Annotated in this window: 12 protein-coding genes; 9 read left to right on the top strand and 3 right to left on the bottom strand. The window is 30.5% G+C overall.

All coding sequences use genetic code 11. From position 1 onward, the window contains the following. Window positions 1-31: 31 nt before the first annotated feature. Window positions 32-1147, bottom strand: coding sequence for a DegT/DnrJ/EryC1/StrS family aminotransferase (locus tag FH779_RS13295; RefSeq protein WP_180905055.1), 1116 nt, complete (start codon window positions 1145-1147; stop codon window positions 32-34). A 100-nt stretch (window positions 1148-1247) separates the two neighbouring features. Here FH779_RS13295 and FH779_RS13290 point away from each other — a divergent pair, with 100 nt between their 5' ends. The 9 genes from FH779_RS13290 to FH779_RS13250 all read left to right on the top strand — a co-directional run bounded on the left by FH779_RS13290 (window position 1248) and on the right by FH779_RS13250 (window position 12242). Next, window positions 1248-2498, top strand: coding sequence for a 3-deoxy-D-manno-octulosonic acid transferase (locus FH779_RS13290; RefSeq protein ID WP_180905054.1), 1251 nt, complete (start codon window positions 1248-1250; stop codon window positions 2496-2498). Between the two features lie 154 nt (window positions 2499-2652). Continuing rightward, window positions 2653-3288 (top strand): porin family protein, encoded by a 636-nt coding sequence (locus FH779_RS13285; RefSeq protein ID WP_180905053.1) that lies wholly within the window; start codon window positions 2653-2655, stop codon window positions 3286-3288. Between the two features lie 134 nt (window positions 3289-3422). Next, on the top strand, window positions 3423-3800 hold the full coding sequence (locus FH779_RS13280) for a BlaI/MecI/CopY family transcriptional regulator (RefSeq protein WP_038331851.1): 378 nt from the start codon (window positions 3423-3425) through the stop codon (window positions 3798-3800). Window positions 3801-3884: 84 nt separating this feature from the next. Next, entirely contained in the window at window positions 3885-5519 is a 1635-nt protein-coding gene (locus FH779_RS13275) for a M56 family metallopeptidase (protein ID WP_180905052.1), read from the top strand. A gap of 54 nt (window positions 5520-5573) precedes the next feature. Further along, window positions 5574-6188: a porin family protein gene (locus FH779_RS13270; protein ID WP_180905051.1), complete on the top strand. Its 615-nt coding sequence runs from the start codon at window positions 5574-5576 to the stop codon at window positions 6186-6188. A 125-nt stretch (window positions 6189-6313) separates the two neighbouring features. Beyond that, complete coding sequence (locus FH779_RS13265) at window positions 6314-9424, top strand: UvrD-helicase domain-containing protein (RefSeq protein ID WP_180905050.1); 3111 nt, start codon at window positions 6314-6316, stop codon at window positions 9422-9424. Continuing rightward, entirely contained in the window at window positions 9424-11232 is a 1809-nt protein-coding gene (uvrC, locus tag FH779_RS13260; protein WP_180905049.1) for an excinuclease ABC subunit UvrC, read from the top strand. Before FH779_RS13265 ends, uvrC begins: the two co-directional genes overlap by 1 nt. Then, entirely contained in the window at window positions 11213-11653 is a 441-nt protein-coding gene (locus FH779_RS13255; protein ID WP_244957963.1) for a hypothetical protein, read from the top strand. Before uvrC ends, FH779_RS13255 begins: the two co-directional genes overlap by 20 nt. 88 nt (window positions 11654-11741) lie before the next feature. Beyond that, on the top strand, window positions 11742-12242 hold the full coding sequence (locus FH779_RS13250; protein ID WP_180905047.1) for a DinB family protein: 501 nt from the start codon (window positions 11742-11744) through the stop codon (window positions 12240-12242). A 284-nt stretch (window positions 12243-12526) separates the two neighbouring features. Here FH779_RS13250 and gcvT read toward each other — a convergent pair whose 3' ends face one another. Beyond that, entirely contained in the window at window positions 12527-13603 is a 1077-nt protein-coding gene (gene gcvT, locus FH779_RS13245) for a glycine cleavage system aminomethyltransferase GcvT (RefSeq protein WP_180905046.1), read from the bottom strand. A gap of 78 nt (window positions 13604-13681) precedes the next feature. Next, the gene (locus tag FH779_RS13240; protein ID WP_180905045.1) at window positions 13682-14044 is read right to left on the bottom strand and encodes a hypothetical protein; all 363 of its coding nucleotides are present in this window, start codon (window positions 14042-14044) and stop codon (window positions 13682-13684) included. Window positions 14045-14070 lie beyond the last annotated feature (26 nt).

The following is a 14070-nucleotide window of genomic DNA, read 5'->3' as shown; positions in this document are numbered from 1 at the left end:
AGAAGCTTTTTCGTATTATTTTTAGGATAAATTATTTTCCAAAAAATTCGCGAACAGCAGAAGTGATGTAAGCCAATTGCTCCTCATCTAACTCTGTGTGCATTGGTAAAGACATTACTTCTTCTACCAATTTGTTTGTATTTGGAAAATCTGCATCATTATAATGCCCGTTATCATACGCTTTTTGTTTGCGTAATGGAACAGGATAATAAATCATCGCAGGAATTTCTTTTTCAGTCAAGAAAGCTTGTAATTCATTACGTTTACCATTTGTTACACGTAACGTATATTGATGGAATACGTGAGTTGTGTCTTCTCCTTTTACAGGCGTTAATAATGCATCAATATCTTTAAAAGCTTCTGTATAATAAGCCGCAGCTTTGTTACGAGCAGCGTTATAATCATTTAAGAAAGGTAATTTACGACGTAAAACTGCTGCTTGAACAGAATCCAAACGAGAGTTAACACCAACTTCATCGTGGTAGTAACGTTTGTACATTCCGTGATTTACAATTCCACGTAAACGATGTGCAATATCATCATCATTTGTAAAAATTGCTCCACCATCACCATAACAACCTAAGTTTTTTGAAGGAAAGAAAGATGTACAACCAATGTGACCAATTGTTCCAGCTTTTCGACCTTTGTAATCCGCTCCAATAGCTTGTGCAGTATCTTCTACAACATATAAGTTATGTTCTTTTGCAATTGCCATAATCTCGTCCATATTCGCACATTGACCAAATAAATGAACTGGAATAATTGCTTTTGTTTTTGGCGTGATTGCCGCTTTTAATTTTTCTGTATCAATTGTAAAAGTATCATAATCAACGTCAACTAATATTGAATTTAATTTCAATAAATCAACAACTTCTACTGTTGCAGCAAATGTAAAATCTGCCGTAATCACCTCGTCACCTGGCTCTAAACCTAGCGCCATCAAAGCAATTTGCAACGCATCAGTTCCGTTTCCACAAGGAATTACGTGTTTTACATTTAAGTAATCTTGCAATTCAGTTTCGAATTGTTTTACTTCTGGTCCATTAATAAAAGCAGCCGAATCCAAAACATTCAAAATTGCTGCATCAACGTCTCCTTTTATTTTTTGATATTGACTTTGTAAGTCAACCATTTGTATTTTTTTCATAACTTAATGAATCTTTCAAAATCTACAACTTTAAAAAGTCGTTATTATTACAACAAATGTACAAAAAAAGCTCATTCTAAATTTTTAACTTTGCAACATTGTGCAAGGATTTTATAACACATCAATTAAGGCGTACGGAATGGCGCTAAAATTGGCTTCGAATTTTAATGAAAAGGCAAAACTTTGGGTAGATGGAAGAAAAAATTGGGAAGAAAAAATAGCTTCTAAAATTTCAGAAACCGATAAAGTTTTGTGGGTGCATTGTTCATCTTTAGGCGAATTTGAACAAGGTAGACCAGTGATCGAAGCGTTGAAAGAAAAATATCCAACACATAAAATTGCTGTTTCATTTTTCTCTCCTTCTGGTTATGAAATTAGAAAGAATTATCAAGGCGCAGATGTTATTTTTTATTTGCCTTTAGACACAAAATCGAATGCAGAAAAGTTGATAAAAGTACTTCATCCAGAGATTTTGATTTTAGTGAAATACGAATATTGGTTCAATTTGATTACAGAATTACATCAGCAAAACATTCCAACAATTGTGGTTTCGTCTATTTTTAGAGAAAGTCAAAACTTTTTCAAAAAACATGGAAAAAATTGGTTTGCGAAAAAATTAAGTTTGATAAATCATTTCTTTGTTCAAAATCAAAAGTCAAAAGATTTATTAGATTCTATTCAAATCACTCAAAATACAATTGCGGGCGATACGCGATTTGATCGTGTCAAACAGATCATTCATCAAGATAATCAATTGGATTTTATGAATGATTTTAAACAAAATTCGAAATTAATTGTGGTAGGAAGTTCTTGGCCAAAAGATGAAGAGTTATTTGTGAATTTAATCAATCAAAAATTAACTGATGATTGGAAAATTGTTTTTGCGCCACATAATTTGAATGATACTGAAATCAATTCGTTTCTAAGTAAAATCAATCAAAAAGCAGTTAAATTCTCTGATTTAGAAAAAACTTCGCAACAATACTTAATCGATTCGAAAATATTTATTCTCAACACAATTGGGATTTTATCAAAAGTCTATTTTTATGCAGATATTACCTATATTGGCGGAGGTTTTGGTGCAGGAATTCATAATACTTTAGAAGCGGTAACTTTCGGAAATCCTGTCGTTTTTGGACCTAAATACAAAAAATTTCAGGAAGCTGTGGATTTAATAGAAGTTGACGGAGGATTTTCTATTGCTAATCAAAATGAATTTGATACAATTATGAATCGTTTGATGAATGATGAAAATTTCCGAAAAGAAAGTGGAAAAAAAGCTGGAGATTTTGTTCAAAATTCACCAAATGCGACTAAAATTATTTTAGAATATTTAAATGATATTTTGTAAATCTTAAAATTTTATCAATTTTTAACAAAAAAGGCACAGAAATTGTGAATCAAAAAAGTATTATTGATTTTTTTAAGTGTAAATCAATCTTCAGTATGAATAAAACTTTACTTTTGAATTAAATATTATAACTCAGACTTAAGTAATAAAAAAAATGAAAAAACTAATCTTAGGAATAGCACTTTTTGGTGGATTAAGTGCAGCAAACGCGCAAATTGATTTAGGAGTAAAAGGAGGTCTTAACTTTCCAACTTTATCTGGTGATTCTAGAAAAATTTACTCTGATAGTCAAGGAAATGGTTTAGGGACTAAATTAAGAACAGACTTTTATGTTGGTGGTTATGCAAACTACAAAATAACGGATCAAATTAGTTTTCAACCAGAACTTCTGTATTCTAAACAAGGAGCTGGATTAAAAACAAATGACAATTCAAAAGCTAAATTTGTAACACATAATATTAATATTCCTTTAATGGGACGTTATGAAATTATGGATGGTTTAAATGTTGAGTTTGGTCCGCAATTAGGATTTTTAGTTTCTGCTAAAATGAAAACTGAAGAAGGAAAAACAGATACTAAAATAAAAGCTACAGACAATTTCAAAACATTTGATTTTGGTTTAAACTTCGGAGCTGCATACAAAATTACTGATGAATTAGAAATTAATGCTCGTTTTACAAAAGGATTATCAAACATTAATGATTATTATCCGCAAACAGTTAATGACAATTACAAAATTACAAATACTTACTTTAGTATTGGTGTAGCATACAAATTAGCTGAAATGTAATTTATTTCGAATTTAAATATAGGAAGGAGCTTTTTTGCTCCTTTTTTTGTGCTTTATCGTTAAATAATTCTAAAAAAACTTTGTCATGTTAAATTAAATTCTATATTTGTAGTAGTGAAAATACAGTTGTAGATATGAAAGTTAAATTATCAAGAAGAGAAGAGGAAGTGATGGAAGTTATCTGGAGCGGAAAACAAGTTTTTGCGAAAGATATTATCGATTCTTATGACGATCCAAAACCTGCGAATACTACAATTTCTACCTTATTAAAGAGGATGCACGACAAAGGTTATATTGATTACGAGCAAATGGGAAACTCGCGTCGATATTATGCTTTGGTAAAAAAAGATGATTATTTTTCGAAAGAAGTAAAAGGAATGATTTCCAACTTTTTTAATAATTCGGCAACACAATTTGCTTCATTTTTTGCTAAATCGAACAATATGTCGGTCGAAGAATTAGAAAAATTACGTGACATAATTGACAATGAAATAGACCGTAAAAAGAAATAATCTATGGTTGCGTTTTTTATAAAATTTATTCTTTGTTCCGGATTTTTATATTCCTTTTATAAACTTTTTTTGGAACGTGAAAGCATGTATAAAATCAATCGATTTTATCTGTTGTTTTCGTTGATATTTTCGTTAATCGCGCCTTTGTACAAAATTGATTTGCCTATCACAGCGACTGAAACGAATATTTCGCCCGAACTTTTGGCTTTTTTGATGCAAAATCCTGAATTGTTACAACAAGAAAAAGGAATCAATTTTGGAGATATTTTGAATATTATTTACGTTTTGATTGGATTAATTTTTCTTGTAAGATTTATCTATAATTTGTACGAATTGATGTTCAAAATTAAGACAGAAGAAAAAATAAAAGATCAAGAAATCACATATATTCTCGATTTAGATTCGAATCAACCATATAGTTTTTGGAAATATATTTTTATTCCGAAAAAGCAACTGAAAAGTTTGCATCAAAACTTAATTGATCACGAAAAAGCGCATTGTATTCAGAAACACAGTTTGGACATTTTGTTGATAGAGATTTTTCAAATTCTTTTTTGGTTCAATCCGTTTATTTATTTCTATAAAAAATCAATCAAACTAAATCATGAGTTTTTGGCAGATGAATATGTTTTGCAAAGAAACTCAGATTTAAAAACGTACCAACATCAAATTTTGGATTGTATTGCAACGCAAAATCCATCGATGATGGCGAGTAATTTCAATTTTATTCTAACCAAAAAACGCCTACTTATGATGACAAAAAATACATCAAAACGAAAAGTAAAAATTCTGTCTTTTGCTTCTTTGCCTTTTATATTGAGTGCTTTTGTACTTTTTAGTCAAAAATCGTTTGCGCAAGAAGTAGAGAAAAAAGCTCAAAAAGTGGAACAAGCGTTGGAAAAACCTGTTCAATCGCAAGCCCAAATTCTTCTTGGACAAGCAACTACTTTAAGAGATTCGCTTCTCAAAACTGATCAAGTCAAAACAGCTACACCAATAGAAAAAGTGATTACGAAAGATGAGTTAAAAACGATTTTGAAAAGTAATGCACAAAACAAAATTATCTTGAATGATGCTGGAGATATTATTCTGAATGATTCTATCAAAATAAAAGATATTGTCTTGAAAAAAGAGTTGACTCCAACGATTTTATATGGAACGGACGGAAAAATTTTGCAAAAAATTGATCCAAAAGATATCGAAAAAGTTTTTGTAAGAAAAAGCGGAGGTGAAGATTTTATTGAAGTTATCAAAAAAGATTCAAGTATCATCAAAATTTTCAATTCAGAAAAAGATATTCCGAATATCAATAAAAAAGTAAAAACAGCTAAAATGCCAACAGTAAAAAATAATATTACGTTGAAAAATGGTTATTCAATTTACACGGACAAAAACGGCGTTGAGCATAGAATTATTAGTTCAGAAATTGATAAGGTTTATATTACAAATAATAAAAATGGTGAATTTGATTTATCCAAATCTCCTAAAACAATTACAAGTTTAAAAGTTAATAATATAAATAGTGATGATGTGAATATTACGATTCTTCCAAAGAATGGATATTCAGTAGAATATAAATTTACGGAATCTAATGAATCATTATCTAAACAATTAGATAAAAAGCGAACAGAGTTGAAGCTTGATGAGCAAAATACTAAAAAGCAAATAAAAGAAATCGAAATACTACAAAAAGGAGAGCGTAAAAAGAATAAAAGTTAGTACCTTTTTTACATTATTGTTATATCTTTACTCAAACTTTAAAATTTTACTTATATGAAAAAATGTTTATTTTTTATTCCATTATTAGCTTTCGCTATTAATACAAATGCTCAAACTAAATTTGGAGCTAAAGCAGGTCTTAATGTATCAAATTTATCTGGAGATAACCAAAATGCTGATGCAAAAGTAGGTTTTCATGTTGGAGGTTATGCTAATATAAAATTTGCTGAGAAATTTGCGTTTCAACCTGAATTGTTATATTCAGCTCAAGGAGCTAAAGAGTCAGGACAAATTTATGTTAATCAAGAAATTGGAAATGTTAATGCAGACGTGAAATATAAATTAGATTATATTAATGTTCCATTAATGATCAAATTCTATCCAACTCAAAATTTTAATATTGAAGCTGGACCTCAAATTGGTTTCTTAGTTAATGCAAAAGCTAACGTTAAAACAACAGCTTTAGGACAAAAAATAGACACTGATCAAGACATGAAAGATTACTTAAAATCTACAGATTTTGGTTTAAACATTGGATTAGGATACGAATTTTCTAATGGTCTTAATGCAGGAGCTCGTTACAATTTTGGACTTTCAAATATCTCTGATGAAAACGGAGGAGATATAAAAAATTCTGTATTTTCAGTTGGTTTAGGATATTCATTCTAATCATTCTTTTATAACATATTCAAAAAAGGAAACTCGCACGAGTTTCCTTTTTTTGTACGTCATGTTTTGGCATTCTGATTTCTTATTTTTGAGAAGATTGTTTAACTTTCCTAAAAATTCAGAATTTGTTACAAGCAGGCGATTTCAAAATTTACAATGCTTCCGCTGGAGCAGGTAAAACTTACACTTTGGTAAAGGAATTTCTTTCGTTGTTATTGACGAATGAAAGCGATTATCATTTCGAACACATTTTAGCTATTACGTTTACGAATAAAGCGGCGGGTGAAATGAAGGAACGTATCATCGAAACTTTAGAAGAAATTGCAAAAAATCCTAACCCAAAAGAAGATCAATATATTCTCGAATTAGCTTCGGAACTGAATTTGAAGCCTGAAATCATTAAGACAAAAGCATACAATATTCTGATTGCGATTCTTCATAATTATTCCAAATTTTCGATTTCTACGATTGATAAATTTAATCTTCGATTGATGAAATCTTTTGCACAAGATTTGGGTTTATCAATGAATTTTGATGTCGAAATGAATACAAATGAAATCATTAACGAATCGGTTGATTTGTTGTATTCAAAAATTGGAGAAGACGAAAAATTAACGCAAACAATGATCAAAATTGCGTTGGATAATATGGATGAAAATAAATCGTGGGATATTCGAAAAACGCTTTCTTCAGACACTTCGGACATTTCTAATGATCGCCATTTACAAGATTTAGAAAAGTTGAAAAACATTTCGTTAGACGAATTTATTAGTTATCGAAAAGTTGTTTTTGATGATATAAAAACTTTGAAAGATGGTTTGATTACAATTGGAAATGAGTTTTTCGAATTGCTTGCAAACAATGGAATTTCGGTAAATGAATTACCAGGAAAAAGTCGAGGAATTGCTGCTTTTTTCCAGAAATTAAAAAACTTTGATGGTTTTGGTTTGATTTTACCAACCGATGCTAATACAAAAGATATTTTGGAAGAAGGTTATCTTTCGAAAGTGAAAGATGCAACTGCTGAATCTATTTTTTCTAAAGTGAAAGATTTGTTCGAAAAAGCTGCAAAAATCAACGATCACTTACTTTTATTAACTTCAATTCAAAAAAATATATCGTCGATTTCGTTGATTAATGAAGTTGAAAAATCATTAGATTCGATCAAAAAAGATTCAAATGTTTTGTTGATTAATGAATTCAATACCATTATTAGTAAAAATCTGCAACAACAACCTGCCAATTTTATTTATGAGCGAATTGGTTCGCGTTACAATCATTATTTTATTGATGAATTTCAGGATACATCGACGTTACAATGGAATAATTTAAATCCGTTGGTCGAAAATGCACGCGCCCAATCTGACACAATTATGTTGGTTGGCGATGCAAAACAATCTATTTATCGTTGGCGAGGTGGAAATCCTGCGCAAATGATTGATTTAATTGATCGAAAAGAAGAAGAAAATATTAAAGTTGAAGAATTAGAAAAAAACTGGCGAAGTCACGAAAATATTATTCAATTTAACAATGAATTGTATTCGTTTATCGCGTCACAACTCAATTTGCCGAGTTTTCAATATTTGTACGAAATCGGAAATAAACAATTGACCAATCATCAAAAAGATGGTTTTGTCAAAATAAATTTTATTGAACAAGAAGGTCGTTCGAAAGATTTATTTAAAGAACAAAATTTAGAATTAGTTCTAAAAACAATTGAAGATTGTCAAGCAAATGGTTTCTCATTAAATGATATTGCGATTTTGGTTCGTAGTAATGCGCAAGGGATTTTGTTAGCGAAATATTTGACCGAAAATAATTTGGTTGTGATTTCTAATGAAGCTTTGTTGTTAAAGAATTCTTTCGAAATTCAATTGATTGAATATTTATTCAAAATCACCTCAAATCCACAAGATGAACAATCGAAAATTCGTTTTTTGATGGTGGCTTATGAATTAGAATTATTCAAAACAGATGATTTAACAATCACAGTTGAAAAAGCATTAAAAGGCGATTTGCCAAAGTTTTTAAAATTAACCAAATCACTTGGAATTGATTTAGATTTTATTCAAGATCAAAACCTTTCGTTGTATGATTTTACAGAAAAAGCGATTCGAACTTTACATTTACAAGAACGTTCGCCCGCTTATATTTTAAGTTTTTTAGATGTTATTTTAGAATATTCATCAAAAAATGAATCTGATCTGAATTCATTTCTCGAGTTTTGGTCGACAATCAAAGATAAAGCGAGTATCAAAACGCCAAAAGGTGTCGATGCAATTCAGATTATGACGATTCATAAATCAAAAGGATTGGAATTTCCAGTTGTAATTTTGCCGTTTTTAGATTGGCAAAGTAAGAATTCTAAAATTTGGATTCCATTACAAAAAGATGAAGAAAATCCGTTTGAAACATTTTATGTTGGAATTAATAATGAATTAAAATCAATCAAAAATGAAGCGATAAAATCGAAGATTGACGAAGAAGAAAATTTGGTTCAATTGGATGAAATTAATACGCTTTATGTTGCAACAACGCGTGCAAAAGAGCAATTGTATATGATTGCGCAAAAACCAAAAGAGTCTTCGAAATCTAAAAATATTGCAAATTATTTACACGAATTTGTTTTCAGTAAAGGTTTTTCTGAAGATGAAGTTATTTTGAAAGGTTCTCCTGAACGAATTTCAATTCCAAAAATTATAGAAAATTCTTCGGCTGAATTAAAAATTTATTCTTCGGATTGGAATACGCGTTTAGTAATTAATACCAATTCGGAAAAAGCACAGGAAAAGTTGAAATTCACCGAATTTGGAAATACAGTTCATAACATTTTATCGCAAATTGTGACACAAAATGATTTACCAAAAATCATTGAAAGTGAAAAACAACGTGGTACAATTTCAGCCGAAAATGTAGAACATCTGCAAAAAACCTTGCAAAATTTATTACAAGATGCTAAATTAGTTCCATATTTTGCTAGAGGTTTAACGGTTTTGAATGAACGCGATTTTATTGATGAAAATGGACAAATTTTCAGAGCCGACCGTGTGGTAATTGATGAAGAAAATAATTGTTCGATTATCGATTATAAAACTGGTCAACCCGATTTAGATCATCATTTTCAAGTGAATAGATATGCCGATTTTTTTAGAAATTTAGGTTATAATATTCAGACCAAAATCTTGATTTATATTGATGATGAACAGCAAAAAATAAATGTTGTAGAGGTATTTTGATGAATGAAAATGTAAAATTAAAATTAGCGAGTTTACCCGAAACACCCGGTGTTTATCAGTATTATAACAAAAAAGGAGATTTGTTATACATTGGTAAAGCGAAAAACTTGAAGCGTCGCGTGAATTCGTATTTCAATAAACAACACGATTCGAAACGTTTGCGTGTTTTGGTGAGTAATATCGATAACATCGAAACCATCAACGTAAATTCTGAATATGACGCGTTGTTGTTGGAAAATAATTTGATTAAAGAGCATCAGCCACGATACAATATCCTGTTAAGAGATGACAAAACCTATCCTTGGATTTGCATCAAAAATGAACGATTTCCACGTATTTTTTCGACTCGAAATGCTATCAAAGATGGTTCGGAATACTTTGGACCATATTCTAACGGAAAAGCGATGAAAGTTTTGTTAGGTTTGATCAAAGAATTGTATCAACTAAGAACATGTTCGTATGATTTGAGTGAGAAAAATATCGAAAATCATAAATTCAAAGTTTGCTTGGAATACCATATTGGTAATTGTCTTGGGCCTTGTGAAGCTTATCAAACCGAGGAAGAATACAACGAGCAAATTTCGGCAATTCGTAATATCATCAAAGGAGAATTTAACGAACCAAAGCAATATTTGGTTAACCAAATGACAAAATATGCATCGGATTTGAAGTTTGAAAAAGCGCAAATGATTAAAGAAAAAATCGAAGCGTTACAGAATTATCAATCTCGTTCTACAATTGTTTCGCCTACGATTACCAATGTTGATGTTTTTTCGATTACGTCGGACGAAGAATATGCGTATGTCAATTTCATGAAAATTTATCACGGTGCAATTATACAGTCGCATACGGAGGAATGGAAAAAGAAATTGGACGAAACGGACGAAGATTTATTAGAACGCGCAATTATTGATTTCTCAGATCGATTTAATTTAACTTCGAAAGAAATTTATGTTCCATTCGAATTGAGTTTAGAAATTCCGTTCAGAAAAATTACAGTTCCAAAAATTGGAGATAAAAAACATATTGTCGATTTATCGTTAAAAAATACCCGAATTTATCGTTTAGAACAGCTTAAACAAACTAAAATCGTCGATCCTGATCGTCATACAAATCGTATCATGAATCAGATGAAAGTTGATTTGCGTTTACCCACAGAACCTCGACATATAGAAGGTTTTGATAACTCTAACATTCAAGGAACGAATCCTGTTTCGGCTTGTGTGGTGTTCAAAAATGGAAAACCAAGTAAGAAAGATTATCGCATTTTCAATGTAAAAACCGTAGAAGGACCAAATGATTTTGCAACAATGGAAGAGGTGATTGAAAGACGATATTCGAGAGTTTTGGCTGAAGGAGAATCTTTGCCTCAATTAATTTTGATTGATGGTGGAAAAGGACAATTAAGTTCGGCTCTAAAATCGATTAATCGTTTGGGTTTACGCGGAAAAGTTTCGGTGATTGGAATTGCGAAGCGTTTAGAAGAAATTTATTATCCAGATGATCCTTATCCGTTATATTTGGACAAAAATTCTGAAACCTTGAAAGTGCTTCAACATGTGCGAGATGAATCGCATCGATTTGGAATTACACGCCACCGAAATCGACGAAGCAAAAACGCTTATAATTCGGTTTTGGAAGAAATAGAAGGTATCGGTCCGCAAACAATTAAAGAATTATTAACAAAATTTAAATCGGTCGAACGAATAAAAAATGCATCTTTGTTAGAATTAACCGATTGTATAGGAAAATCTAAAGCAAAAAAAATAAAAGATTATTTTTCGAATGATGAAAAATCTACTAATTGACAGAGATTTAACGTCTCTTTTGAACAATCCAAAGCTACAAGCCACTTTGGCAATTGTTCCTATCACTTTATTTGTACTTGGCTTGTTAAGTTATTTTGGAATTTTTTATTCTATGTTTAGCACGCTCGATGCGCAGCTAGGACATTTAGGAAGTTCTAAATCGTTATTGAGTGCGTTATTAGGAAATCTTATCATTTTTATCTTCTTGGTATTGATGAGTTTTTTCACTGGCGTGATTTCTTTTGTATACTTTATTGTACACGCTTTAAAGAATCCAAATTTGATAAAAAGTGATGATCGCTTGGTCTGGATTACGATTATTATTTTTGGAAATGGAATAGGAATTTTTGTCTATTGGCTGACTCAAATCAAGCGAAAAAAACCTCGTCCAATTATTGATTTATACACAGACGATATTTAAAAATATAAACTGCTTTACAATTTAGTAAAGCAGTTTTTTTATGAATTATTTCAAAAATTTGTACCTTTTAACTACAAATCAAAACAACATGAAAATAGTAGAATTATTAGCAAAAGAATTGCAAAACGAGTATCAAATTACTAAAGAATTTATTGCAAGATTTCCTGAGGATAAAACGACATATAAACCTCACGAAAAAAGTATGGACATTACAATGTTGACGAATCATATCGTCGAAATATTTGCTTGGCCAGCATTAATATTAACTACAGATAAATTAGATTTTGCTACAGGAGATTATAAACCGACAAGTTTTACTTCTGTGCAAGATTTACAAAAGAAATTAGACGAAGATTACGATGCGGGTGAAAATGCCTTGAAAAACGCAACAGACGAACAATTGAATAATAATTGGAAAATTGTTGCAGGTGATACTGTCTTTGCAGATTTCACAAAATATGAAGCAATTCGTCATGCACTAAATCAAATCACACATCATCGCGCTCAATTAGGGGTATTTTATCGTTTATTGGGAATAGATTTACCTTCTAGTTATGGACCAAGTGCTGATTCTCAAAAGTTTAAATAAAAAAAGACCTCTTAAATAAGAGATCTTAAAATCATAATTAGTGTTAATTGTATTACTGATCAGTAATATTGTTATCTCAAAAATATAACATATATCATATTTAAACAAATCTAAGTTGTGTTTTTTTTAAGAAATATTAACAATTTTATAATATTCGTAGTTAATAATCTATTTTATTAATTTTATCTAAAAAAGACATCTATAAAAGTATCAATTAATATGAATTCATAAAAAAAGCTTTCGAAATCCTCGAAAGCTTTTTTGTATTTTGACTTTATATTGTTTTAAACAAAAGGAGTTTTTACAACTTCTGCTAATACATTTTTATCACGAATTTGAATTCTGATTGTTGTTCCAACTTTAGCAAAATCTGTATGAACGTATGCTAAACCAATTCCTTGTTTCAACATTGGAGACTGCGTTCCTGAAGTCACTATACCAATTGTATTTTCGTTATCATCTACAACTTTATAATCGTGGCGAGGAATTCCTCTTTCGATCATTTTGAAACCAACTAATTTCTTCTCAACTCCAGCTTCTTTTTGAGCTTTCAAAATATCAGAAGAAATAAAATTTGTATCCAATTTTGTTACCCAAGCAAGACCAGCTTCTAATGGAGTTGTATCATCGTTGATATCATTTCCGTATAAACAGTAACCTTTCTCTAAACGCAATGTATCACGAGAAGCTAAACCACAAGGCTCGATATCGAAAGATTTTCCAGCTTCCATAACTTTGTCCCACATTTCGTTTGCTTGCTCATTCGCGAAATAAATCTCGAAACCTCCAGAACCAGTGTAACCTGTTGCAGAAATAATTACATTTTCCATACCTGCAAACGTACCAATTGCGAAATGATAGAACGGAATTTCAGCCAAATTAACATCTGTCAACGCTTGCATTGCTTCAATTGCTTTTGGACCTTGGATAGCTAACAAAGACATCTCATCAGATTTGTTTGTTAATTCTGCACCAAACGTATTGTGTTTGTTCATCCATTCCCAATCTTTATCGATGTTAGATGCATTTACAACTGCCATCCATTCATCTTCAGAGATTTTATAAATGATTAAATCATCTACAATTCCTCCTTTTTCGTTTGGCATTGCATTATATTGAGCTTGACCAATGGCAACTTTCGTTACATCATTCGTCAATAAGTGTTGTAATAAGTCTGTTGCTTTTTCTCCTTTTACAAAAAATTGTCCCATGTGAGAAACGTCAAAAACACCAACTTTTTCGCGAACAGCAAAGTGTTCTTGGTTAACACCTGCGTATTGCACTGGCATTTCATATCCAGCAAAAGGAACCATTTTCGCACCTAAATCTTTGTGCTTTTGGTTTAATGCAGTTACTTTCATTGTTTGTTTGCTTTGATAAGTTTATAATTCTCCCAAAAATAAGGAATTAATTGTTAGGAAAATTTCTTAAATAGAAGATTATCTAATTTTGTGAATAATTTTTAAATTCCCTTCCGTCGCTTTATACGGCTCGAAACGCATAACCGATTTTCCTTTACCAAATTTGTTCATAAACTTTTCGTTTATTTTTCCTGATAATTTCAACGGTTGACAACCTTCACAAGGAATAATCAAAATGGTATCGTTTGTTTTACCTTTTACTTTTACAATTTCGTACGAATAATCTGTATCCAAACGAGAATTAATAACATTTTCAATTGGTTTATCGAAGCTTTCAATAAAGAAAACACGTCGATCTTTGTTACTTCCAATAATAATTGCAACACCAACTAAAATCAATAAAACGACAATTGATATGGTCAAAATTTTTTTAAAATCCATCTTTTTGGTTAATTCGTAGATTAAAA

This window comes from Empedobacter falsenii (genome assembly GCF_013488205.1).
Lineage (GTDB): Bacteria > Bacteroidota > Bacteroidia > Flavobacteriales > Weeksellaceae > Empedobacter > Empedobacter falsenii_C.
The sequence above is the reverse complement of the archived record's forward strand: the minus strand, read 5'-3'. Positions and strand labels throughout refer to the sequence as shown.

Bases quoted from the DNA above. Each gene is read 5' to 3' on its own strand.
- FH779_RS13295 (WP_180905055.1), bottom strand. From the start codon at position 1,147: ATGAAAAAAATACAAATGGTTGACTTACAAAGTCAATATCAAAAAATA.
- FH779_RS13285 (WP_180905053.1), top strand. From the start codon at position 2,653: ATGAAAAAACTAATCTTAGGAATAGCACTTTTTGGTGGATTAAGTGCA.
- FH779_RS13280 (WP_038331851.1), top strand. From the start codon at position 3,423: ATGAAAGTTAAATTATCAAGAAGAGAAGAGGAAGTGATGGAAGTTATC.
- FH779_RS13275 (WP_180905052.1), top strand. From the start codon at position 3,885: ATGTATAAAATCAATCGATTTTATCTGTTGTTTTCGTTGATATTTTCG.
- FH779_RS13270 (WP_180905051.1), top strand. From the start codon at position 5,574: ATGAAAAAATGTTTATTTTTTATTCCATTATTAGCTTTCGCTATTAAT.
- uvrC (WP_180905049.1), top strand. From the start codon at position 9,424: ATGAATGAAAATGTAAAATTAAAATTAGCGAGTTTACCCGAAACACCC.
- FH779_RS13255 (WP_244957963.1), top strand. From the start codon at position 11,213: ATGAAAAATCTACTAATTGACAGAGATTTAACGTCTCTTTTGAACAAT.
- FH779_RS13250 (WP_180905047.1), top strand. From the start codon at position 11,742: ATGAAAATAGTAGAATTATTAGCAAAAGAATTGCAAAACGAGTATCAA.
- gcvT (WP_180905046.1), bottom strand. From the start codon at position 13,603: ATGAAAGTAACTGCATTAAACCAAAAGCACAAAGATTTAGGTGCGAAA.
- FH779_RS13240 (WP_180905045.1), bottom strand. From the start codon at position 14,044: ATGGATTTTAAAAAAATTTTGACCATATCAATTGTCGTTTTATTGATT.